The organism is Rhodopseudomonas rhenobacensis (assembly GCF_014203125.1).
Taxonomy (GTDB): Bacteria; Pseudomonadota; Alphaproteobacteria; order Rhizobiales; family Xanthobacteraceae; genus Rhodopseudomonas_A; species Rhodopseudomonas_A rhenobacensis.
The window spans coordinates 16,033-39,809 of record NZ_JACHIH010000031.1 but is presented as its reverse complement, the minus strand read 5'-3'; the positions used below and the strand labels follow the sequence as shown (position 1 = coordinate 39,809).

General features: G+C 65.2%; 19 protein-coding genes. 10 read left to right on the top strand and 9 right to left on the bottom strand.

Annotated features, from left to right (window positions below):
* Positions 1 to 11 precede the first annotated feature (11 nt).
* Positions 12 to 1,115 (top strand): MBL fold metallo-hydrolase, encoded by a 1,104-nt coding sequence (locus HNR60_RS19440; protein ID WP_184261029.1) that lies wholly within the window; start codon positions 12 to 14, stop codon positions 1,113 to 1,115.
* Between the two features lie 147 nt (positions 1,116 to 1,262).
* Here the strand turns inward: HNR60_RS19440 and HNR60_RS19435 are convergent, their stop codons facing one another.
* The 5 genes from HNR60_RS19435 to HNR60_RS19415 form a co-directional block, all read right to left on the bottom strand.
* A complete protein-coding gene (locus HNR60_RS19435; RefSeq protein WP_184261024.1) occupies positions 1,263 to 3,107 on the bottom strand; it encodes a CHAT domain-containing protein in 1,845 nt (614 codons plus the stop codon).
* Positions 3,107 to 6,022 (bottom strand): GAF domain-containing protein, encoded by a 2,916-nt coding sequence (locus HNR60_RS19430; RefSeq protein ID WP_184261021.1) that lies wholly within the window; start codon positions 6,020 to 6,022, stop codon positions 3,107 to 3,109. The genes HNR60_RS19435 and HNR60_RS19430 overlap by 1 nt, the downstream gene beginning before the upstream one ends.
* A 198-nt stretch (positions 6,023 to 6,220) precedes the next feature.
* On the bottom strand, positions 6,221 to 7,348 hold the full coding sequence (locus tag HNR60_RS19425) for an ABC transporter permease (protein WP_184261018.1): 1,128 nt from the start codon (positions 7,346 to 7,348) through the stop codon (positions 6,221 to 6,223).
* A 2-nt stretch (positions 7,349 to 7,350) separates the two neighbouring features.
* Positions 7,351 to 10,077: a ribosome-associated ATPase/putative transporter RbbA gene (rbbA, locus tag HNR60_RS19420; RefSeq protein WP_184261015.1), complete on the bottom strand. Its 2,727-nt coding sequence runs from the start codon at positions 10,075 to 10,077 to the stop codon at positions 7,351 to 7,353.
* On the bottom strand, positions 10,074 to 11,114 hold the full coding sequence (locus tag HNR60_RS19415; protein ID WP_184261011.1) for an HlyD family secretion protein: 1,041 nt from the start codon (positions 11,112 to 11,114) through the stop codon (positions 10,074 to 10,076). Before HNR60_RS19415 ends, rbbA begins: the two co-directional genes overlap by 4 nt.
* Positions 11,115 to 11,265: 151 nt before the next feature.
* Here HNR60_RS19415 and HNR60_RS19410 point away from each other — a divergent pair, with 151 nt between their 5' ends.
* The 3 genes from HNR60_RS19410 to HNR60_RS19400 all read left to right on the top strand — a co-directional run bounded on the left by HNR60_RS19410 (position 11,266) and on the right by HNR60_RS19400 (position 12,803).
* On the top strand, positions 11,266 to 11,868 hold the full coding sequence (locus tag HNR60_RS19410; RefSeq protein WP_246433022.1) for a TetR/AcrR family transcriptional regulator: 603 nt from the start codon (positions 11,266 to 11,268) through the stop codon (positions 11,866 to 11,868).
* Between the two features lie 171 nt (positions 11,869 to 12,039).
* Positions 12,040 to 12,267 (top strand): DUF2934 domain-containing protein, encoded by a 228-nt coding sequence (locus tag HNR60_RS19405; protein ID WP_184261008.1) that lies wholly within the window; start codon positions 12,040 to 12,042, stop codon positions 12,265 to 12,267.
* An 80-nt stretch (positions 12,268 to 12,347) separates the two neighbouring features.
* A complete protein-coding gene (locus HNR60_RS19400; RefSeq protein ID WP_184261005.1) occupies positions 12,348 to 12,803 on the top strand; it encodes an SET domain-containing protein-lysine N-methyltransferase in 456 nt (151 codons plus the stop codon).
* 182 nt (positions 12,804 to 12,985) lie between these two features.
* Here the strand turns inward: HNR60_RS19400 and HNR60_RS19395 are convergent, their stop codons facing one another.
* The 4 genes from HNR60_RS19395 to HNR60_RS19380 all read right to left on the bottom strand — a co-directional run bounded on the left by HNR60_RS19395 (position 12,986) and on the right by HNR60_RS19380 (position 17,691).
* Positions 12,986 to 14,356 (bottom strand): phosphoribosylamine--glycine ligase, encoded by a 1,371-nt coding sequence (locus HNR60_RS19395; protein WP_184260992.1) that lies wholly within the window; start codon positions 14,354 to 14,356, stop codon positions 12,986 to 12,988.
* Positions 14,356 to 15,240, bottom strand: a complete 885-nt coding sequence (locus tag HNR60_RS19390) for an iron-containing redox enzyme family protein (protein ID WP_184260990.1) — start codon at positions 15,238 to 15,240, stop codon at positions 14,356 to 14,358. Before HNR60_RS19390 ends, HNR60_RS19395 begins: the two co-directional genes overlap by 1 nt.
* Positions 15,240 to 16,208, bottom strand: coding sequence for a methyltransferase (locus HNR60_RS19385; protein WP_184260988.1), 969 nt, complete (start codon positions 16,206 to 16,208; stop codon positions 15,240 to 15,242). The genes HNR60_RS19390 and HNR60_RS19385 overlap by 1 nt, the downstream gene beginning before the upstream one ends.
* A 157-nt stretch (positions 16,209 to 16,365) precedes the next feature.
* Positions 16,366 to 17,691, bottom strand: coding sequence for a hypothetical protein (locus HNR60_RS19380; RefSeq protein WP_184260984.1), 1,326 nt, complete (start codon positions 17,689 to 17,691; stop codon positions 16,366 to 16,368).
* Positions 17,692 to 18,304: 613 nt separating this feature from the next.
* Between HNR60_RS19380 and HNR60_RS19375 the strand changes: the two genes are divergently transcribed.
* The 6 genes from HNR60_RS19375 (at position 18,305) to HNR60_RS19350 (ending at position 23,766) form a co-directional block, all read left to right on the top strand.
* Positions 18,305 to 18,988 (top strand): RNA polymerase sigma factor, encoded by a 684-nt coding sequence (locus HNR60_RS19375; protein WP_184260981.1) that lies wholly within the window; start codon positions 18,305 to 18,307, stop codon positions 18,986 to 18,988.
* 139 nt (positions 18,989 to 19,127) lie between these two features.
* Positions 19,128 to 19,946 (top strand): flagellin, encoded by an 819-nt coding sequence (locus HNR60_RS19370; RefSeq protein ID WP_184260978.1) that lies wholly within the window; start codon positions 19,128 to 19,130, stop codon positions 19,944 to 19,946.
* A 70-nt stretch (positions 19,947 to 20,016) separates the two neighbouring features.
* Entirely contained in the window at positions 20,017 to 21,738 is a 1,722-nt protein-coding gene (gene fliD, locus HNR60_RS19365) for a flagellar filament capping protein FliD (RefSeq protein WP_184260975.1), read from the top strand.
* On the top strand, positions 21,738 to 22,145 hold the full coding sequence (locus HNR60_RS19360) for a flagellar export chaperone FliS (protein WP_184260972.1): 408 nt from the start codon (positions 21,738 to 21,740) through the stop codon (positions 22,143 to 22,145). The genes fliD and HNR60_RS19360 overlap by 1 nt, the downstream gene beginning before the upstream one ends.
* Positions 22,146 to 22,329: 184 nt before the next feature.
* Positions 22,330 to 22,602 carry a hypothetical protein gene (locus HNR60_RS19355; RefSeq protein WP_184260969.1) on the top strand — a complete coding sequence of 91 codons (273 nt, stop codon included), beginning with the start codon at positions 22,330 to 22,332 and terminating at the stop codon, positions 22,600 to 22,602.
* Between the two features lie 498 nt (positions 22,603 to 23,100).
* Positions 23,101 to 23,766, top strand: a complete 666-nt coding sequence (locus HNR60_RS19350) for a flagellar hook assembly protein FlgD (protein WP_184260966.1) — start codon at positions 23,101 to 23,103, stop codon at positions 23,764 to 23,766.
* Positions 23,767 to 23,777: the final 11 nt, after the last annotated feature.

Below are 23,777 nucleotides of genomic sequence, written 5' to 3'. Positions count from 1 at the left end.
AGGCCCTGCGCATGTTCAAGCTGCACGTCGTCCAGGCCCGGTTCGGCGATTGCCTGGTTCTCGAGGCCGGCTCGAAGCAGGTGCCGCACTTCGTCCTGATCGACGGCGGACCGCCGGGCAATTACGCCGCCGACTTGGCGCCGGCGCTGCAGGACATCGTCGGCGACGGCGGCAAGCTCGACCTCGTGGTGATCAGCCATATCGACACCGATCATATCGTCGGGGTGCTCGAGCTGTTGGCGGCGATCGAGAGCGACACGGTGAGCGAGCGCGAACCGCGGCAGCGCATCGGTGGGCTGTGGCATAATTCCTTCGATCGCACGCTCGACCCGACCGGGGACTTGGCGCAGCGCATGCAGTCGCTGATGATGACGGCCGACATGGCCGAGGTGGCGATGCCGCTGTCGGCGGATGCGTTCTATGGATTGAAAGAAGGCAACTGGCTGCGTCGGATGGGCCGCAAGCTCGCGATCCCGATCAATGCGGGATTCCCGGACGACCTCATCATGGTCGAAACCGCTGCGGTTGTGACACTGGCGCCGCTCGAATTGAGGATCGCCGGCCCCGATCGGGACAACCTCGGCAAACTTCGTGCCGAGTGGTTGGCCTGGCTGGAAAAAGCCGCGGAGCAAATGACCTCGGATCCGGCCGCCGCAGCCACCGCGGACAGCAGCATCCCGAACCTGAGCAGCATCGTTGTGCTCGCCAGTTGTGACGGCAGAACCGTGTTGCTCACCGGCGATGCGCGCGGGGATCATATCATCGACGGCCTGCGCGCCGCAAAACTCAGCGACAGCGGCAAGCTGCACGTCGACGTCTTGAAGGTCCAGCACCACGGCAGCGACCGAAATGCCACGCGCGCCTTCTTCGAGGCGATCACCGCCGACACCTACGTGCTCTCCGCCGACGGCAGGGACGGCAATCCAGATTATGAAACGCTCAAGGGGATCGTCGAGACCGCGCACCAGCAGGGGCGGCGTATCACCTTGCTGTTCACCAATGAAAGTGCCGCCTCGAAGAAGCTGAAGAGAACGCTCAAACCGTCCGACTACAACTATCAGGTCATGATGCTCGACGGTGCCCGGCACCATGTCACACTGACATTGAGCGAATGACCCGCCGGCCACGGTGCTCGATGTCCAAGGCCCCGATGTCCAAGGCCCCGGGATGACTGCCGCGACGGCTCACGCGCCTCGACCGCCGTGCTCGGCGGGCCGGCGAGACCAAGTCGTGGTGCGGCGCTCGTGGAGCACCGAGAAGCGCTAAATCATCGTCGAACCTGCCGCCGGAGGCGGCTCCTTGCCCGCAGCCTGCGCTTTCCGGCGACGGGCGATCGGCGCCGCGAGCAGAGGTGATTTCCGCAACGGAAGGCGCAGCATGCCTTCGACATGAGCGCAACTCTGCGGCTGGGCGACCAGAACCGGCGAGGCCCAGATCGGATCGCCATTGGCATATTGATTGAGCAGCCGGCGTCGGGCCGATGCAAAGGCCTTGCAGACATTCAGCCGACTATCGCTCAGCAACTCGGTATAGAACCGTTGGGTGAAGTCGACGGCCTTTTGGTCATCCAGATCCCAGGTGAAGCCGATCGTCATGGCGATGCCGTTCTGGGCAAATTCCATCGCCGTGCGCGCCGCGGCGCTGCGGCAGCAACTCAAATGCACGAGTTGCACGCCGGCTTTCTTCAGCCATTCGGCGACCACCGCGATCGGCACCGCCTTCGGGGCAGGGTGGCCGGAAAACACCAAGTAACCGCGTTGGTCGCCGCCGGGGCGGCCGGGGGCAAACAGCGCATGACCTGCGAACAGCACCACGTCATAGCTTCCAGGCGTGGCGAGTTCGCGTTCCATATCGTCGGCCAGCGATCCCTTCTTTCGCGAGTCGAGTCTGCGGGTGATCGTTTTGATCGATAGCGTCTTGGGTTTGTTTCCATCCGACCTCGGCATCTGAGCAAGGGAGTCCCTCACCGCCTCGAGCGCCTCCAGCTCTTCATCCAGATGCTTAAGACGTGGCAGCTTTGGACCGATGTCGGTGATATATTCGCGCCACAGCGCGTCGTTCGGCCCGTCCGGACGAGAATTGTCCGTCACCTGCGATTTGACGAACAGGATGCGAAGCTCCTCGCCACCGGGCTTCGTCATCGGAACCCCCTCCCATGCACCTAATGCGAGCCGTCGCGCGACGGTGTTCTTCGAGACCAGGTAATACCTCCCGTCTTCGTTGAACGCCGCTTCCCACAGCCCCTCCATCAACTCCGGCGCGAGACCGAACCTGATCCGGACGTTGTCGGCACCGACCTTTCCTATGGCGAAAGAATACGTGCTGTCGAACGGCTTCTTCCAGAGCATTCGATAGATACGGTCGCCCAAATCACGGTATTGCGTTTCCCACTCGCCGCGGATTTCTTGACCCGAGGCCAGCGCCTTAGACAGGTAATCGGTCAAGTCGCGGGATCGGTTCATGACATCATCGATGTCGGCGCGGAGAAAATCCACCGGCGTGGTGCGCGATAGCGGCTCGGCGGGATCAACGATTTGCAATCCGATGGTGCCATGGAGCGACTGCGGTACGGCGATGTCGATCCATGCACAACGAGCGGCGGGCTGGAGCATCTCCGGCGCAGCGGCGTCCGTGGCATTGCGGTTCGCGACGTCCGGGGCCAGAGTGGGATCGTCCTGGCTCGTGCCGACGCCGAGCTTGCGCGCCAGGTTCTTGCATTGCTTGACGTAGTTGGTCCCGACTTGGAGCGGCAGCATCTCACACCGCGGCATCTCCTGGACGTTCTGCAGATGATCGATTTCCTGCGAGATCAGGATGCAGGCCGCCGGGGACGGGGAGGCCTGCAAGCCCGCGATATGGGTAAGGCCGGGATGCGGATCAGGCGCCGCCTGGGGCCTGTCGTCGATCAGCGGTGCGGTGACAATCAGCAGCGCGAGGCTGTGATCGCGGACACGACCGTATTGCCTCACCAAGGCGGCGATCGACTCGGCCTCACGAATCGTAGCTCCTTCTGCCAGATCGACGCTGATCGCGGAGGCCACATTGTTCAACAGCTCGAGCTGTGCGGGGTCGCTACTGGCGATAATGATCGTCCAAGCCATGGCCATCACGCCTTCATTGCACGGGGTTGGGGTGCGACCTGGGGTAACTGGAGCCGAAGCCGGACGTGCCCTTGCGGCAGGTCCTCCCGCTGGAATGATCCGCCATAGGTTTCGGCGACGCGCTTGAGGACGTCCTCGCCCAGCGCAATCTGCGAACGCGCCGACTCGACGAGATCGCGCAGCGCCTCGTCCTCCGCCAGCGCGCGCACCGCGCCGGTCATCTCGACCGCGACGTCGTGGCCCAGCTCGTGCAGCGTGATGGCTATCGGTGCGGTGCTGGACCGCGCTCGCAGAAGATAGGCCAGCATCGACGCCAGGACGAAATGTACCCGGTGGGCGTCCGCAACAACCACCGGCGCGGTCCTGCCGCTTTGCAGCTTTGCCGCTGGAACCTTCGACTTCGGAAGGTCGGCGAGGATGAGTTGCAGCATGTCGCGGATATTCACCGCGCCGGGCTTCTCCGCCGACAGACGATTGAGATCCGCGGCCGCCATCACCCGATCGTAGGTCAGCTCGATCCGGCTGAGCTGCCGAGAGGCTTTTTCGACGAGGTCGGCGCGCTCGACCTCGGACGTGCAATGTTCCAGCTGCTGCACGAAGGTCGAAGCCAGCGACAACGGCACCCGAACCTGCGTCGCGGCCTCGGCCAGCGACACCCGCAACGCCTGAAAGTCCCGCCGCCACTCCAGCTCGTCGAGCCGTTCGATCACCACAACGACGTGATCGTACTCTTCCGACAAGGTGAAGCTCGACAGCAATACGGAGGTCTTGCCGCCGCGGGTCCCGTTCACCACGGCCGCGACGCGTGTGCCGCCGGGCGGCTTCAGCTGCTCGAAAGCCTCCGGCGCGAGAAATTCGGCGATATTGTCGGTGTTCGACACCGAGTCCCGCTCGAACATCGAACGCGCCTCGGCGCTGCAGGCCAGAATTCGCCCGGTCAGCTCGATCAGCACGGCGCCCTGCGGGAACCGCTCGAACACCTGCACCAAGACCAGGCGCTGAAACAAAAGCTCGATGGTCGGCAGCATCTGGTCGACGATATTGCGGATCAGTTCGACTTCCGGGCTGGTGAAGGCGTGGGTGCGGCCGTCCTCGAGATTCAGCATCCACAGCACGCTGCCGCGAATCACCAGCGGGACGCACAATTCCGACTTTGTCCGATAGGGTTCGACCGACGTGAAGGCCTTGGCTTCGTCGCTGCCGTCGTCCGGATCGTTGAGAAGCGCATAGGCCTTTCGTGCGTAAGCGAGCCCCAAGATGCCTTGATCGAGCGGCCAGCGAAAATCGTCCGGCACATCGAACTTGCTGTCGGGGCTCGCGCTTTGCGCCAGCATGGTAAAATGGCCGCGGATGGCGTTGACCTTGAAGATCGAGGCGTATTGGTAGCCGAAGAACGAGACCAGACCCGTGACCACGGTCTTGGCCAGTTGCTGGCGGTCGGTCGATCGCGAAATGTCCTGGATCAGTTCCATCACGAACGCGCGTTCGTCGCGTTCATAGCCATTGAATACGGCGCCGAGCACCTGATGCACGGCGAGCCGGCGAAGGTCGTCTTCCGTTTCGTCGTTGTAGATGCCACGCTGCTTCGACAGCAGGTTCAACGCCCCGATGAGCCTGCCGTCTTTGCGCACCGCGACGCCGACGAAGCTTCGTATCTGCTGATTGAGGACGCGTTGCGTGTCGGGGTGCTGGCTCACCTTCAGGCCAACCTCGCTCTCGGCAAGATACTCGGCGATGTCGTCGAGCCAGGTGTGCGGGCGGTCCCACCAGTTGCGAAACGCCTCCGGGATTGGAAACCAGCGCGCGAAGCTGGTGTCGGTTTCCTTCGGGTAACAGCAGATCGGCCGTGAATACGTGTTGCCCGGGGTATAGATTCGGAGCTCGGCGCGGTCGAAGGGAACGAAACGCTCGACCACCGCCATGATCTTGTCGAACAGCACCGCGTAGTTCTGCTCGGTTGCGACCAATTCGGCAATCTGCTTTCGGCCGAGTTGGTGATCGATCCGCTCCAGCGTCACCAGCTTTCCGACCACGGCGCCCGTGGTGTCGAATGACGGCACGCTCGTGACCAGTACGGTGAACGACACTCCGGGGCGCGGCTGCATGACGATACGTCGCTTGTATGCCGAAGCCTCGCCCGGCACGGGGGTATCGCCGCCCGCGAAATCCGAGACGTTCTTTCCGACGACGCCGGCGAGTTCCTGCCCGAGGAATTCGAGAGCCTTGTGGTTGGCGTAGAGGATCTTCTGACTGGCATCGATTCTCAGCATGCCGAGCGGAGCGGCTTCCATCGCCCGGCGCTCCGCATCGACCAGTTTCGATAGATCCACCAGCAGCGCATAACCGTTGCCGTCGACGCCGGGATGGATCCGGCCGAACTCCGCCAGAACCGGCCGATGCCCATGCGGGGTTTTCAGTTCCAACTCTCGCAGCTCGCGTGGTCCGGGATTGAACATCAATCTGCTGACATCGTCGGCCATTGCGCCGAACAACGTTGCAAGCTGACGTCCCAAACAATCGGGGACGGCGGCAAGCATCTTGGCGTTGCCGTAAATGATAGTGCCGTTGCGGTCGAATTCGCAGAAGGCATGCAAGGTGTTTTCGATGAAGCGTTCGTGGGAAACCGACGTTCGCAGCAGGCACTGAGCCACGGCGTCGTCCAATCGCTTCCAGCCATCGAGCACGCGGTCCGAAGCCGTCGCGCCGGAGGTCAGTCGATGCTTCAACTCACCGGCATCGCGGATCAGATCGGCGATGGCGTAGCTGCTGAACTGCAGACGTGACACCAGCGAGCCGACGGCGGCCTCCGGCTTGTCGCCGCTGACGACTTTCTGCAGAAGCCCCAAGGCATCGGAGCCCGCGGCGGCTTCATTGTCGTTATCAATTCCGCGCGGGCTGACTTTTCCGGATCGGTTTGCCATTTGCGACGCTCCCCTGACTGAGGATCGGTTGCGAACGCCCTTCACGTCTGTCGCGCTGGTTGTGGAAAGGTTCACCCACTATCTCAGAGAGGTGTTTTGGCGCGGGGTGCTCGCGATGCCGCGTTGCACCATGCGAACTGGCAGATCGTCGAGCTTTGCACTCGCTCGCAGCCAGCCCTCTCGCGCCGCCCCGTCCGCTTAGTCCTGCGCCGCGATGGTCTTGGCGAACCGCACCCGGCAGATCGCGAGCGTGGTCAGGCCGATCGCCGCCATCGCTACAAGCTGGAACCAGACCAGCTCGATTCCGGCGCCGCGGTAAAGCACCGCCTGCGCGAAGGCGACGAACTGCGCGTTCGGCGTGAACTGCATGACGAATTGCAGCCAGGCCGGCATGGTTTCCAGCGGCGTGGTGCTGCCGGACAACAGATACAGCATGACGATCACCGGCAGCGCCAGCAGGCCGAATTGCGGCATGGTGCGCGCATAGGTCGCCAGCAGCAGGCCGAGCGCGGTGACGGAAAACATGAACAGCACCACGCCGAAGGTGAACAGCGGCAGCGAGCCCGCGATCGGCACGCCGAGGATGCCGCGCACCACGGTCTGCAGCGACACCAGCGCCGCGCCGACGATCACCGCGCCGTTGGCGATGATCTTCGCCAGCATGATCTCCAGCGGCGTCACCGGCATCACCAACAGATGCTCGATGGTGCCGCGCTCGCGCTCGCGGATCAGCGCGGTGCCGGTCAGGATAATCGACAGGATCGCGATGTTGTTGATCACCTGCATCACCGAGGTGAACCACATCGAATTGAGGTTGGGATTGAATTTGGCGCGCACCACCACGTCGACCGGCGGTTTGCTGCTGCCGGAATCCTTGCGCAGATAGCTCGCGGTCTCGCGCAGCACGATGCTCTGGATGTCGACCGCGCCGTTGCCGGCGATCGCCATCGCGGTGGCGTCGACGTTGATCTGCACCGTGGGCGACTTGCCGGACAACGCGTCGGATTCGAACTGCGGCGGGATCTCGACCACGAAGACGTAGCGGCCGGCGTCCATCGCCTGGTCGATCTCGGCCGGGCTGATGGCGTCCGCCGTCCTGAACAATGGCGGCAGCAGCGCGGCGCTGATCCGCCGCGACAGTTCGGAATGATCCTCGTCGACGACGGCGACCCGCGCCGCTTCGACCTCGAACTTCGCGCCGGTCGCGATGGTGTAGACCGCGAAGCTGAACACGTAGAAGATGAAGGCGAGCAGGATCGGATCGGCCCACAGGCTGCGCAGCTCCTTGCCGGTGAGACGCCCGATATGCCGCAGCATCGATCGCATGCTCAGGCCTCCTGCTTGCGCAGCGCGAGGATCGCGCAAGCCAGATAAGCCACGCCGAAACCGAACAGCACGGCGAGGTTCGGCGCCAGCGTTGCAAGGCTGAGGCCCTTGGTGAAGGCGCCGATGCTGATCTCCTGAAACCAGCCGCAGGGGAACGCCAGGCCGAAGATCCGGCCGAGTTGCGACAGCGACGACACCGGCACCAGCAGCCCGGAGAAGTTGACCGCCGGAATGATCGACACCACCGCGACGACGAAGATCGCCGATACCTGTGTGCGCAGGAACGACGAGAACAGGATGCCCATCGCGGTGGTGGCGAACACGTAGAGCAGCGCGCCGCCGATCAGCCCGACCGCCGAGCCCCGCACCGGCAGGCCGAACAGCAGCTGCGCGCCGGCGAGCAGCAGGCCGAAGCTGAAGAACGACAACAGCGCGTAGGGCACCTGCTTGCCGAGCAGGAATTCCGCCGCGGTGACCGGGGTCGAGCGGAAATTGGCGATCGAGCCGACTTCCTTCTCGCGCACCACGCCGACCGCGGTCAGCATCGCCGGGATCAGCATCAGGATCAGCATGATCACGCCGGGGATGATCGAGTAGACGCTCTGGAACGCCTGATTGTAGCGAAACCGGGTCTCGATCTGGATCGGCGCGGGCTGCGACGCGAGGCTGTGCCGCCGATATTGCTCGGCGAGATAGCTCTGCGTCAGGCCGGTGACGTAGGAGCGGATGGTTTCGGCGCGGAACGGCATCGCGCCGTCGATCCATATCGCGATCTCGGGCGTCTTGCCGGCTTCGAGGTCGCGACCGAAATCGTGCGGGATCTCGATGGTGAGCTTGAGTTCGCCGGAAGCCAGCCGGCGGTCGCCATCGGCCGTGGAGACGATGTCGCGGGCCTGGCGGAAATAGCGCGAGCCGGAAAAGCTTTCGAGGAATTCGCGGCTCTCCAGCGAATTGTCCTGGTCGTACACCGCGTAGGTCAGGTTCTCGACGTCGAACGAAATGCCGTAGCCGAAGGTCAGCATCAGCACCAATGGGCCGAGCAGCGCGAAGGCGAGCCGCAGCCGGTCGCGCAGGATCTCCATGGCCTCGCGCCGCGCATAGGCCCACAGCCGCGCCGGATCGAACCGGCGTCGCGTCGCGCCGCTCGCCGTGGTCGGGCGCGGCGCCGCGAAGCCCGTCGGCTCGGCGGCGGCCGGCGGTTCGGCGCTGGCCTCTTCGAGATAGCCGATGAAGGTCTGTTCGAGATCGGCTGCGTGGCGGCGGGCGACCAGGTCTTGCGGCGCGCCGATCGCCAGCACCTTGCCGGCATGCATCAGCGAGATGCGGTCGCAGCGCTCCGCCTCGTTCATGAAATGCGTGGAGATGAAGATGGTGACGCCGTCCTCGCGCGACAGCCGGATCAGCATCCGCCAGAACGAATCCCGCGCCACCGGATCGACGCCGGAGGTCGGCTCGTCGAGGATCAGCACCTCGGGGCGATGGATCACCGCGACCGCGAGTTGCAGCCGCTGGCGCAGGCCGAGCGGCAGGCTGTCAGGGCGGGCGTCCGCCGCCTCGCCGAGGTCGAAGCGCTCCAGCATCTCGGCGACCCGGCCGGGGATCTCGGCGCTCGGCAGTTCGAACAATTGCGCGTGCAGCAACAGGTTCTGCCGCACCGTCAATTCGGCATAGAGCGAGAAGCTCTGCGACATGTAGCCGACCCGCCGCCGCGTCGCCATGTCGGAGGCGTCGAGCCTTTCGCCGAACAGCCGCGCTTCGCCCTCGCTCGGCGTCAACAGCCCGGTCAGCATCTTCATGGTGGTGGATTTGCCGCAGCCGTTGGAGCCGAGGAAGCCGAAGATCTCGCCACGCCGGATCTGGAAGCTGACGTGATCGACCGCGGTGAAATCGCCGAACCGGCAAGTCAGGTTCTCGGCCTCGATCGCATAGCCGTCGCCGCCATCCGGCAGCGGCGGCAACACCACCGGCGTGTGGTCGGCGCGCGCCTCCGGCGGCAACAGCGCGATGAAGACCGCATCGAGCGTCGACTGCTGCGTCTGCGCGCGCAGCTCTGCCGGCGAACCGGAGCCGATCAGCTTGCCGTCGTTGAGTACGGCGAGCCAGTCGAAGCGGTCGGCCTCCTCCATATAGGCGGTGGCGACGACGACGCTCATCTGCGGACGGCGGGCCCGGATCCGGTCGATCAGTTCCCAGAACTGGCGGCGCGACAACGGATCGACGCCGGTGGTCGGCTCGTCGAGGATCAGCAGATCGGGATCGTGGATCAGCGCGCAGCACAGCGACAGCTTCTGCTTCATGCCGCCCGACAGCTTGCCGGCCGGGCGCTCGGCGAATGGCGACAGCCCGGTCGCGCGCAACAGGTCCGCGATGCGGGCGTTGCGTTCGGCGGCGCCCTGGCCGAACAGCCGGCCGAAGAAGTCGAGATTTTCGAACACCGACAGCGTCGGGTAGAGATTGCGGCCGAGCCCCTGCGGCATGTAGGCGATCCGCGCCGCGCAGGCGGCGCGATGCCGCGGATCGCGCATGTCGCCGCCGAGCGCTGCGACCTCGCCGGTCTGCATCCGCCGGACGCCTGCGATCAGCGCCAGCAGCGTCGACTTGCCGACGCCGTCCGGCCCGATCAGCCCGACCATCCGGCCGGCAGGAAGGCTCAGCGTGACGTCGTCGAGCGCGTGCGTCGCGCCGTAGACATGAGTCACATGCGTCAGTTCGGCGGCGCAGCCGGTCATTGCGGCAGCTTCACCGTCAGCTTGTCGGGCCAGGCTTTGTCGGTTGCGGTCCGCAAGTAAGCCATGCCGCGCACCCCGGTCTTCACTTCGCGCTCGTATTTGCGCAACAGGTCGGGCGGCAGCGTCAGCTTGACGCGGAACATCAGTTTCTCGCGCTCTTCCTTGGTCTCCACCGCCTTCGGCGTGAACTGCGCGTCGCTGGCGACGAACGAGACCTTCGCCGGCACGACGTATTGCGCAATGGCGTCGATGATCAGCCGCGCGTCGTCGCCATAGGCGAGATGCGCCGCGACGTTGGCGGGCACGAACACCGTCATGTAGACGTCGGTGAGATCGACCAGCGTCAGCACCCGGGCGCCGGCGCCGAGCACCTCGCCGGCCTGCGCCAGCTTGTATTGAATGCGGCCGCGGCGCGGCGCCTTCAGCTCCATGTCGGCGAGCACGGTCTTGATCCGCGCGACCTCGGCACGGGCGGCATCGATCGCGGCAGCGGCGTCGTTCAGGCTGGCCTTCGCCGCCAGCAATGCGGCCTCGGTGACGTTCTGTGCGGCGCGGCGCTGGTCGAGGATTTCCGCGGTCGAAAAGCCTTTCTCGAACAGCGCCTCGGCGCGGCCGAGCTGCTGCGCCGCCAGCTTCTGCTCGCTCTCGCGCTGCGCGATCACCGCCTCGGCGACCGCCTTGCTCTGCTCGGCGCGGCGCGCCTGGGCCTGCGCGGCCTGCAGCTGCGCCTGGATGTCGGCGACGTCCATCCGCACCAGCAACTGACCGTTCTCGACCTGGTCGCCTTCCTTGACCAACACCTCGGCGATCCGGCCGGGCAGTTTGGTGGCGATCTCGACCTGTTCGGATTCCAGCCGGCCGTTGGCGCCGACGAAACCATCGGGCAGCCGGTCCGGCCGCAGCTTGCTGATCAGGGCGTCGAGCTTGTCGTTGGCGAAGCTGGGGCCGGGCATCGCGGCAAGCCCGACGCCGACGCAGAGGGCGGTGACAACTAACAACCGGCTGCGCCGGCGCATCGCGTAGCAAAAGGTCGTCATCGTCCGACACCGCTTCCGTTGCTGATGGCCCGTCCCGCCTGCCGCTTCCCTTCCTATTGGCTTGTTTGATGTATTGCGCTTGACAGCGATCAAAGTCGGTGGCTGATTTGAACACCAATGTTCAAATGAGATCAAGGTTGTTTATTCGGCAATGGCGAGTCTCGCCCAACGACAGATCTATCGGGCGGCGATGCAGTTGTTCGCCGAGCGCGGGCTGACCCAGATCAGCGTCACCGATCTGGCGCAGGCGGCCGGTGTCGCTCGCGGCACCATCTACAACAATCTCGACGATCTGACCGGGCTGTTCGACCTGGTGGCAACGCATCTGGCGGCTGAGCTGAACGGGAAGATCATCCGGGCGCTGCAGGGCTGCGACGATCCTATCCTGCGGCTGGCCAATGGGATGCGGCTGTTGATCCGCCATGCCCATGTCGAGCCGCAGCTCGGCCGCTTCATCTGCCGGTTCGGTCTCAGTTCGGCGACCTTGCGGGTGATCTGGACCGGACAACCGCTCGCCGACCTGCGGGCCGGTTTGGCCGCCGGCCGCTACGGCTTCGGCGAATCGCAATTGCCGTCGGCGGTGAATTTCATCTCCGGGGCGACGCTGGGCGCGATGGTAATCACGCTCGACGGCGCCCAGACCTGGTCGGAGGCCGCCGCGGAAACCGTCGAGTGGGTCCTGATCGCGCTCGGCGTCGGCAAAGCCGAAGCCCGTGCGCTTTCGACCGGCGATCTGCCGCCGTTGCCGGAGTGAGGCGCAGGTACGGAAGCCTACGCTCGCTTCTCGTCTTTCAACGGCGCGACAATCGTGTCACCTTAAGGAACCGCGCCGGTCGAGGAACATTGGCCCGCAACGTCCATCGTCTCGCGTCGCGAGCCTCAAGGACACTTTCAGACCGCGTCTCTTGATTGAACGAGGGGCCTCATGACCGATCTTCTGCAGCGACGCATCGACCGCCGAACCACCGAACTGTGGGAGGTGCGCTCCCGTCGCCAAGGCAACAGGGCCGACTACCGGGCCCAGGCCGAACGCGAGGTGCGGGACGAAGCCGACGCGCGTGCGACGTCGAATATCGCCGAGCCGTTCAAACCGATGAGGTGGGTGGCAGCGCGGATCGCGGGGCTTTTCGGCAAGTCGCCAGGCAAGCCGTAGCGCGCAGCTGTCCCCGCGGGCGTCATGAAGACACCCGCATCTGTGTTGGAACCATTGCCGCAAGCCGCGGTTTCAAAACGATGATGGATGATAGTAGCGTTACACTTCACGGCTCGCGGATTGCAGCGGAACGCCTGCCGACCCGCGGTCCTATTGGCATCAGAGACTTCGGAGCGAGGGGACGCGGCATCGTCGCGCTTGCGGATATTCCAGCCGGGCAATTGATCGAACGCTCCCCGGTGCTGGTGATTCCCTCCGCCGAGCGTCCGATCGTCGACGGCACGATCGTCTTCACCTACGTGTTCATGTGGGAGCACGGCACCACCGAAGAAGACCTCTATCAGCACCGCGGCCGCGCCGCGATCGCGCTCGGTCACACCAGCCTGCTCAGCCACTCCTATCAGCCGAACTGCAGCTTCATCCGCAATATCGACGAGCTGACGATCGATATTCTGGCGTCGCGCGCGATCAAGGCCGGCGAAGAACTGACCATCGATTACCAGATGACGCTGTGGTTCGATCCGCAGCCGATCTGAGGCCGGTGCACTCTCACGGCATCACCGCAGTGTCTGACCGAAACAGCAGCGAGCAAAATCAGGCATTTTTGTCATTGCGAGCCGAGGGCGGCGCGCAGCGCCGCCCGAACAGCGACGCAATCCAGGGGCCTCGCGCGTAGCCCGGGATTGCTTCGTCGCAAGAGCTCCTCGCAATGACGCGTTCAATGCCCGATTTCATTGATCGCTTTTTGAGTCAGGCTCTCAGGATTTTGGGCCACCCGGACCGGCGCTTCGTCGAGCAGCCCGAGGCGCGCCACCTCGGCGTATTGCGTGCGCAACACGCGGTCGCCGATGTCATAGCGATAGCGCAGGTTGGGCACGATCACCCGCCCGGCGAGCGCCAGCGCGCCGCTCTGGGCCTCCGCGATGGTCGCGCCGACGCCGGTCGCCACCATGGTCCAACCATAGATCCCCGAGGTCACCAGTTGCCCGCCGGCGAGCCCGACTTCGCCGTAATAAAGCCGCTCCTGCTCGTCGGCGCTGAGCGCGCCGTCGAAGCACACCGGCAATCCGACGACCTCGTCGATCACGCTGCGATCATAAGGAAACGGCGGTGTGGTCAATACGATCGCGACCGAGAACCCCGGCCGCATGGTGACCCGGCCGCGCCGCGTCACCATCGCCGAGAACAGCTCCGCCCAGCCGGTTTGCTGCAGCGGGCTGAGCACCGCAAAGCCGGGGTAGCCGAACCGGCAGGTGAACTCCAAGGGCCAGATGCCCTCTTCGTTGACGATGGTGTTGAGGTTGATATAGCCGCAATAGCCGCCCTGACGCAGCATCGGCGCCATCCGGGCCAGGGTGCGCGCGAAGAAGGCGTCGGAGCGGTCAAAGGTCGCGACCGTGCCCATCTCGCCGGTCAGTTCGCCGATGTCGCCGGCGAAGAAGCGCTTGTGCTCCCAGTCGAGGCAGGCGCGGCCGACAAAGCGCTCGCCGTCGAAGTAAGCGCCGACCCCCATCTCGACGCCGTCGACGTGGCTCATCAGGATGAAGCTCGCGGTCGGGTCATCGAGCAGGCTGCCTCGGGCCCGCAGCATCGCGCGGATATCGGCGCCGTCGGGCAACCGGCCGACATAATTCTCGTTCGATCCGAAGCCGGTGCCGTTGAATTTCAGCACGTAGCGGCCGGGGTTGCGATCGAGGAAGTTCTCCGCCGCGGCGACATCGCTGAACTGACTGACCCGGCAGGTCTGCAGGCCGATCCCGGCCAGCACGCTTTGGGCGTAGGCGCGGTCGTTTTCCAGCCGATCGCCATAGGCGCTGCCGCCGATCACGTTGAAGCCGTCGCGGCGCAATCGATCCTGCAGATGGCCGCGGGATTCCGCGACGTTCTCGAACAGGATGATGCCGTCGTCGCCGGCGCCGCGTACCCAGTCGAGCTCATTCTCCCAGTTTGAGGTTTGCTCGACCAGCCCGGCCATCGTGCCCTGCGCCATCGGGTCGGCGATGGCGACGCGGACCTCATGGCCGTCTCCCAGCAGTCGTTGATACAATGCGCCGAGGTCGCAAGTATCTCCGATGCCGAGGAAGCGCATCAGAGGCCCAATTCGCTTCGATAACGGCGGAAGCAGGCGGCGCCGCAGCTGAGCCGCATCAACGCGCCTTCGGCGATCGCGGTGGCGATCCGCCGATCGGACTCCACCAGCGGCCGGATCGCCTCGGCATTCCAAGCCAGCGAATGCTTGACGTCGAGGATGGCATGCAGCGCGAAGTAGTGCCGGTTGCGCGCCCGCACGCCGAGGCGCTTAAGGCCCGCCGAGGTCGCCGCCGAGCGGCCGGGCGCGGTCATCTCGATCACGCCCAAGGCGCCGACCGACTGATACGCATAGCGGCGGTTGGCGGCGAGCCCGGCCATGGTGTTGCCGAGCGTCAGCGCTTCGGTCACGGTGCCCTCGACGCTGGGCCTGAGTTCGAGAAACTCCGCCAGCGATTCCAGCAGCGGGCCGTGCATCGCCTTCGGATTGCCGCGGCCCATTTCGTCCCAGTAGTTGCGCGCCAGTTCGAGTTTCGGCCGCACCGGCAATTTCACCTGGGTCAGCGCGGTGAGATCGTCGAAGCCGGCTTCGCCCGCGACCTCCTGGGTGAGAAACCACTTCATCTCCTGCATCGAGGCGCGATGCTGCAGCCAGTCGAACAACGGGTCGCCTTGTCCCGGGCCGCTATGCTTGAGCTGTTCAAACCAGGCGATGAAGCCGTCGGGATCGGTCGGCGCGGCGGCGGCCTGCTCGGCCACCGCGGCGCGGGCGCGCTCCAAAAACTCGCCTTCTTCGAGGCTGAGTTCGGCGATGGTGGCGACATGCTTCTGCCAGCCGGGCTGCGGCAGCGTCGGGCTGAGGCGCAGGTTGTTCAAGTCGCACAGCCGTAATTGCAGCTCGCGCCCGGGATCGGTGACTTGCTGTGTCTGTACGCGATCCAACATTATCGTCCTCCAGGCCGCTGAGCGGTCAATACAACGGCCGCGATGCGATCCGCTTTGCTATAGGCGTCGGTTTCCAATTCTTCTCCGAACACGTCGGGATCGAGCTCGTCGTAGCTCCAGGCCAGATCGGAGGGCGCCAGCACCTCGGCGATCGCGTCCCTCAGCGGATCGGCGCCCTGCACGATGGCGGCGCCGGTGTAGAGCAGCAGCGAGCCGCCCGGCGCCAAACGCGAGATCGCGCAGCGGGCTATAGCGAGCGACAGCGAACCGCCGAACTCACCGCCGCCGTGGCGATAGGTGCGGCCGAGCGCGTCGTTGAGATACGGCGGATTGGCGATGATGAGGTCGAACGTGCCGTCGACGTCATCGAGCAGATTGCTCTTGCGCGTCGCAATGTTGTTAAGACCCGCGAAACCGACATTGGTGCGGGCGTAGTCCAGCGCCCGATCGTTGATATCGACCAACACCACGTCTCGGCAGTCGGCATTTCGCGCCAAGACGATTCCGCCGACGCCGGAGCCAGCCCCGATATCGACGGCGCGTTCGATCGGCCCGCCGCGGCTTTGCAGATGGTCGCGGACAACGCGCGCGAAGCGATAAGTATCCGGGCCGAAGAACACGGAATCGGCATCGACGGTGGGAAACCCGGAATGCAGGAACAGATCGCCCTGCAGGCTGGACACCCGCACCCGGCTTTTCCAAAGCAGACCCTCGGCGGCCAGCAGGCCGGCCGCGTGAAGCGCGTCGAACAGCGCGCCGGGCAACAGAGAAGCTTCGAACGGCTTGTTCCAGCCGAACACGTCGCGCAGATCACGAGCGATGTCCGACCGCCGCAACACGCGCTGATGCGACGACGGCGTGATCGTCGTGAACGCGTAGCCATGCCGGCTGAGATGGGCCAGCAACGCGCCCTCCACCTGCTGTGGGGCGTCGATCTCGAACGTGTGCTGAGAACTCGAAAAAGCCATGACCGCCTAACCCAGGCCGACATCATAGGTTCCTCGCGAAAGGCAGCCTCGCGGCGTTGGATAACGGCGATCGGGAGTTTCTTGCGCCGCAGCAGCGCCGCGGCGGATCAGACCGGATCAGGCTTCGCCGTCAACCGCTGCTCTGCACGGTAACGGCTCACACCGGCGCGATGGCCGGCGCCTCCCAGCGCTGCGGTCCGAGGCTGCTTCGCATCGTCAGCCGGCCGAGTTCGAGGGTCCTGAAGGCGTCCGGGCGCAGCCGCTCCGCCGGCTCGCAGACCAGCACCCAGCCGTTGTCCTCGATCTGCATCACCGCCTCGATATCCTCATCCCAACTGCACAGCACCAGTTCCAGCTTGGAGAAGCCGCCGCAGTCCGCCGCGAAGGCCTCGGCGATGGCCTCTACCGCGCCGGGCAGCTGCGCCGCGTCGCGGCCGAGCACGTGGCGCAGCGCGACGGTGATCGCGCCGCGCGCGCCGTCGATACCCTTCATGATCAAATGCGGCTCCGGCGCCTGCGGGCGGCCGAACCGGCGGGCGGCGAGCAGATGGCGGGTCGGGAGCTGGTCGCGGCCGCGCGCGAACCCGCCGCGGTCGATCGTAATCGTCGAGCTGTCGCGCAGCGCCGGGTCGCTCTGGCAGTAATCCTCCGGCAGCCACGCGACTTCGATCTCGCGCTGCGCCGCGGTGAGGATCAGCGCCTGATCGAGCAGGAAGGCCTCGGGAAGATCGGGATAGCCGAGGGCGAGGTCGCGCCAAGCCTGCAGCAAGGCGCGGGCCGGTGCGGTCGGACGAAAGAACAGCGCGGCCGGGTCGATGTCGCCGCCGCGACGCCGATGCAGCGCGACGTCGCAGCCCAGCGATTGCGGCAACACCGGATGGCGGCGGATCTCGGCAGCCGGATCGAGCCAGAACACCGGCCGCTGCGCAGTCTCCAATTGCCGCAAGATGAAGTCGATCTTCGCGGTGCCGCGCGAGCGATGCTCGTCGGGCAACCGCTCGATCACGCAGTCCAGCCCGCTGAGGTCGACGTAGCTGCGGAAGCGCATCAGCTGCGGCTCGGCGATGCTGCCGCTGCGATACGACGACAGAAACAACGTCCCGGCCTTGCTGTACATCCCGGTCCGAACCGACAGCGGCGCGACGCCGCCCCACCAGAGCTGATGCGGCGCGGCGGCGGCTTCGGCGCCGATCGTGCCGTGGATCACCAGTTTGGATTTCAACGTGTCGAACGCCGGGTGCTCGCCGAACGGCAGGATGACGATCGCATCCTGGTCGAGCGAGCCGACCAGCGTCGCGAGCCGCGCGGGAGAGGCGGGGTCGAGTACGATCACCGCGACGCCCGGCGCCGCCGCGCTGCAGCCGTCCCACACAACGGCGTCGCGATATTGCGCGACGAGCGCGGCGACGCGCTGGCGCTGCGCGTGACCCAGCGTCGGCGACGCAAGGCGAGGGGCAATCTGGATCTCGTCGGCGACGTTCATGCGGCTGCGACCTATCGGACTGATCATGCTGATACGGTCGCCGCGCCGAATTCAGGCGGCCGCAATCTCGCGCCAACTACATGTCGCGATATTTCAACGGCGGTCGCGATGGTTCGGAACGTGTCGGGATGTTGCCGAGCCCTCATTCCGCGCAGAGCAGCCGTCGCAAATACGCGCGTAGCAGCGGTTTCGCGCCGTCAACAGCAGCGGCGCATGGTCTCACGCTTCGTAAAAACCGATAGCATCGGAGGGTGATTCGGAAATTCTTGCCGGGTGGAGTGCGCGTGATGATCACGCCGTCGCAATCATCGAGCGGACAGTGCGGCAAGCGCGGGATGTCGCGGGATCGCCGCGCTGACAGGGCGTTTTGTCGATTCCGCGCGGGCGGGTGCGCGCGCTTGCGGCGATCGATGCGCCGCGCGCGGACGCTCGCGCGCAGCCGCAAAGCGCCCGCCGAAGGCCGGCAAAATTTGCCGCCAGACCGGCAGTTTTTGCCCGTAAGTCACTGTAAAATAATCGAAAAATCTCCGCCAGGTTTTTCCCGGCCGCGCGTTCAACACTTCGAAGCCGCTCGAACCACGCGTTCGTCGGCGCAGCGGGTCGGGAGATAGTGATGGCGGTCGCGCTCGATATCAGGGCTTCGGTTGAAGTCGCGCCGGCGGTGATTGCGACGTCGACGACGGTCGCAACGGCGCCGCTCCTCGGTTGCGAGCAGGACGCGCCGCAGCCTGTGTTGGACGAGGACGAACAGCTTCTCAACCGGCTCGCCGAAAACGACGAGGCCGCGTTCCGGCTGCTGGTCGAGCGCCACATCGATCGCGCGTTCGGCGTGGCGCTTCGCATCGTCGGCAATCGCGCCGACGCCGAGGACGTGGTGCAGGACACCATGCTCAAGGTGTGGACGCATCGCGGGCAATGGCAGCATGGCCGCGCCAAATTCTCGACCTGGCTGTATCGCGTCGTCACCAACCGCTGCATCGATCTGCACCGCCAGCCGCGCACCGACAATGTTGACGCGGTGCCGGAGCCCGCGGATGCCCGGCCGGACGTCGTCAGCACCATGCAGCGCGACGAGGTCACGCATCTATTGGAAGACGCGATGCGGCGGCTGCCCGAGCAGCAGCGCATCGCGGTGATTTTCTCCTATCACGAGAACATGAGCAACGGCGAGATCGCCGAGGTGATGGAGACCACGGTGGCGGCGGTGGAGTCGCTGCTGAAGCGCGGTCGTCAGCAGCTGCGCGAGTTGCTGCGCCGGCACGAGCGCGATATCCGTCACGTGTTTACCGACTGCTAACCACGTCACCGCGCCGCGCAGTAATAGCCCGCCTGATTTCGACCGGCCGATCCGTTCTACGCAGCGGACGGGGGCTGGCCTGCGTCCGGGATTCCGCCCCCGCGGCCGACGTCGCCGCATCATCCGAAGGAGCAAGCATATGCCCGTCATTTCCACCAACACCGCAGCCAACACCGCGGTTCGCTATCTGAACGTCAACTCGGCGCAGGAGTCGAGTTCGTTGGCGAAACTGTCCAGCGGATCGAAGATCAACAAGGCTTCCGACGACGCCGCCGGGCTCGCGATCTCGACGCGCATTTCGTCCGACATCACCACGCTGCAGCAGGCCGCGACCAACGCCTCGCAGGCGAGCTCGATCCTGCAGACCGCCGACGGCGGCGCTTCGAACATCAGCGACATCCTGGCGCGCATGAAATCGCTGGCGACGCAGTCGTCGTCCGGCACCGTGACCGACGACAGCCGCGCCTATATCGACTCGGAATTCACCCAGTTGGTCGAAGAAATCGACAGCATCGCCAGCGGCACCCGCTACAGCAGCACCAGCCTGCTGAACGGCGACTTCACCGATACCAAGATCATGGTCGGCACCGATTCGACCGACACCATTACGATGTCGCTGGCGAACCTGACCTCGACCAGTCTCGGCTTCTCGGCGACCTCGACGATCGGCACCCAGGCCGATGCGACCACCATGCTGACGACGATCGACGCGGCGATCGACACCGTCTCCGGCGCCCGCGCCGACATCGGCGCGCTGGAATCCCGGTTCAACTTCAGCGCCGATTCGATCTCCACCCAGACCGAAAATCTCGAAGCCGCCAACTCGGCGATCACCGACGTCGACATCGCCTCCGAACAGGCCAAACTGTCGGCCTCCGAGGTCAAGGTGCAGGCCGCGGTGTCGGCGGAATCCGCGGCCAACCAGATGCCGCAGTATCTCTTGAAGCTGCTCGGCTAAACGCGCGTTGCCTGGATTGGCGGTGGGCCGGACCGAGCGCCGGCCCACCGCCCCGTGACCGGAGCACCTCATGACGTCCGTCAGCAGCACCAGCAGCAGTACCGCAACGACCGCCAGCACCAGCGCCGCCAGCACCAGCAGCTCGGCGAACGTCACCACCACGGGAACGACGAATTCCACCAGCATCAACTGGGATACGTTGATCGAGTCGCAGGTCGCCGCCAAGACCGCGCAGGCCACCAGCATCGAAACCAAGATCACCGCCAACCAAACCAAGATTGCGGCCTACGAAGACCTGCAATCGCTGCTCGACGACATAGCCACCAGCGCCAAGTCGCTCAGCAGTTCGATCATCAATTCACTGTCGGGCAGCGCGTTCGCGGTCCGCGCCGCCACCATCAGCTCGACCGGCGACGTCAGCGCCAGCTCGGCGCTGTCGATGTCGATCAGCGACGCCGCCGCGACCGGCGACCACACGCTGACGATCAGCCAGATCGCGACCGCGCATAGCGTGATCGGAACGACGGTGACCGACAAGACCGCGGAGCTCGGCTACGACGGTACGTTCTCGCTCGGAGTGTCGGGCGGCAGCAGCGTCGATATCGAGGTCAGCAGCGACATGTCGCTCGAGGACCTGGTGTCCTCGATCAATGCCCAGACCAAGACCACCAACGTGCAGGCCTCGATCATCCAGGTGTCCAGCAGCAGTTACGAACTGGTGTTGACCGCCAGCGTCGATAACGCCGATATCGTCACCGCCAACGTCAGTGGCGACGACGTGATGAACGGGCTCGGCGTCACCGACAGCTCGGGCGATTTCGCCGACGTGCTGCAAACCGCGCGGGCCGCGATCTTCACCCTCGACGGCGTCGAACTGACCCGCGACAGCAACGACATCAGCGACGTGCTGACCGGGGTGACGTTCAGCCTGCTGCAAACCACGCCGAGCGGCTCGTCGATCTCCTTCGACGTCGAGACCGACGCCGACTCGATCGTCGATGCGGTCGACGCTCTGGTCACCGCTTACAACTCGTTCCGCGACTACGTCTATAGTCAGCAGACCGTCACCTCGAGCGGGACGGCTGACGAGGATGCGGTGCTGTTCGGCGACTCGACGATGCGGGATATCATGTCGCAGGTGGCCGCCGCGCTGAACAGCTCGATCGGCGGGCTGTCGATCGCAGATCTCGGACTGTCGTTCGACGAGACCAACAATTTGGAATTCGATTCCAGCGTGCTGGAAGCCACGCTCAGCAGCGATCTCGACGGCGTGATCGACCTGTTGGCGACGACGGTGCAGACCTCGTCGAGCAGCCTGTCGGTGATCAACACCAGCAGCTCGCCGCCGGGCTCTTTCACCATCGATCTGGCGGTCGATGCCAGCGGCAATCTGACCTCGGCGTCGGTCGGCGGCGACAGTTCGTTGTTTACGATCAACGGCGACACCATCGTCGGGGCGTCGGGCTCGATCTATGCCGGCATGGCCTTCAACTACCGGGGGTCGACGTCGCAGTCGATCACGGTCACATCGACATCCGGAATCGCGGCGCAGATCTATTCGCTGGCGAAGGATGTCTCCAACACCAGCACCGGCTCGCTGCAGGTTCTGATCACCAATCTGAAAACCCAGGACGACACCTTGCAGCAACGGGCCGATACCATCAATTCCGCGGCCGCCACTTACGAAGCCAATCTGAAGCTCAGATACGCCAACTATCAGTCCGCCATCCAGTCGGCGAATTCGATGCTGGACTATCTGACCGCCCTCCTGAACTCCGACAGTGACTCCTGATGCAATATGCGAGCAATCAACACGCCGCCCAAGCCTATCGCAGCGCCGCGATCGCGGTTCCGCCGCTGCAGGCGGTGGTGATGCTGTACGACGGCGCCATCCTGTTCCTGCGCAAGTCGCTCAGCGCCGCCGAGGAGCGCCGCTTCGAGGACAGCCACGCCGCGATGATCCGCGCCACCGCGATCCTGCGCGGGCTCAGCCACCATCTCGACTACGACCGCGGCGGCGCGGTCGCGGAGCGGCTGCACGGCACCTACAACGCGCTGATCATGGCCTGCCTGCGCTCCTACGGCCGCCCCGACGCCGCGGCGCGGTTCGGCCGGATTATCGCCAGCCTCGGCGAATTGCGCGACGCCTGGGCGTTCGTCGCCGCCGCGGCCCCGGTCCGGACGGCGCAGCGGGCGTAACGGCTCGCGCCCGGCTTGTCGGCGCCGCCCGGGCGGCGCCGCCGCTGTGTCCCGCGATGTCGGCGCGTTACGAAATGTGAAAAGCCGTATCCCGGCACGGCGCCGGCATGCTAGTCTTGGCGAGTCGGCGCCTCGTAAATATACGAGCTACATCAGCGCCATAGCACGCTGGACGAAGCTTCGCATGATCACTGCCGCGGATTTCCAGGATCTGCTCGACCGGCTCGGCGAGGACCTCGAGAGCTGGCCGGTGCCGCAGCGGCAGGCTGCGGCGGAGCTGTTGCGGCAGTCGGGCGAGGCCCGCGCGATGCTCGACCAGGCAGGCCTGCTGCGACGGGCGCTGGCGTCCGAGCCGGTGCGCGCCGGCGCCGCATTGACCGAGCGGATCATGCGGGGGATTCAGCCCGACCCCGCGCCGGCCGCCGAGCCACCGCAGTCGCTGCGCAGCCGCGTCTGAATCGGTCGGGCACCGCCGCCTATCAGGTGCACTTCATTCAGAAGTTAGATGTGGGTCCGTGAAGGCAGAGTCGTAAGCTCCGAGCGTCATTGCGAGGAGCTCTTGCGACGAAGCAATCCAGGGTTGCGCGTGCGGCCTCTCGACTGTTTCGCTCATCGGGCAGTGCTGCGCACCGCCCCCAGCTCGCAATGACGGAATATTCGGCTCTGTCAATCGTGCGTGGGACGTCGATCGCGAAGTTAATCGACGTCGATGCCAGACAAACGTTTCCGCGACGAATTGCGTAGTTCGGTTCCATCTGTGTAGCTGATGGAGCGTCGCATCGACGCGCGCCGCGATGCATCGCGCCGCGCCGCATTTTCATACGCCGTGTTGCGCAGAAACCCTGCCTGAATCCGCGGCGCCGTCCGTTTCACTACAGAACGGCAATCACGTCACCACAGCCAATCGGAACAAGCCGTCCGGCGCTCGCGCGTCCGGGCGCGGCTGGAGCCCGCCATGAGCGTCACCGCAACCACCGCCGCCACCACCACGACCGCAACGACCTCGACGTCGACGTCGACGGCATCGTCCTCGCTGACCTCGAGCGATTTCCTGACGCTGCTCGTCACCGAGCTGCAGAACCAGAACCCGCTCGACCCCACCAGCACCACCGATTTCATGACTCAGCTGACGTCGTATGCGAATTTCGATCAGCAGCAGACGCTGAACAGCAATCTGAGCTCGCTGGCGACGTCGTTCAACAGCCTGCTGACGCTGAACTCTTCCAACTACATCGGCCAGACCGTGACCGCCAAGGCGGACTCCGCGACGCTGGAAGACGGCCAGATCGCGTTCGGCTACTCGCTGAATTCGGCGGCCTCCAAGGTTACGCTGACGGTCGCGGATTCCTCCGGCAACACCGTGTGGACCGGCAGCGGCACCACGACAGCGGGCAAGAACAGCTTCACCTGGGACGGCAAGACCACCGACGGCACGCAGCTCGCCGACGGCGGCGACTACACGCTGTCGGTCAGCGCCACCGATTCCAGCGGCAACTCGGTCTACGGCTACACCACCATCAGCGGAAAGGTGACCGGCGTCGACAGTTCGAGCGGCACCACGATGCTCACCATCGGCGACACCTCGGTGGCCGCGAGCAGCATCGTCGGCGTCACATCCTGATCCAGTTGGAG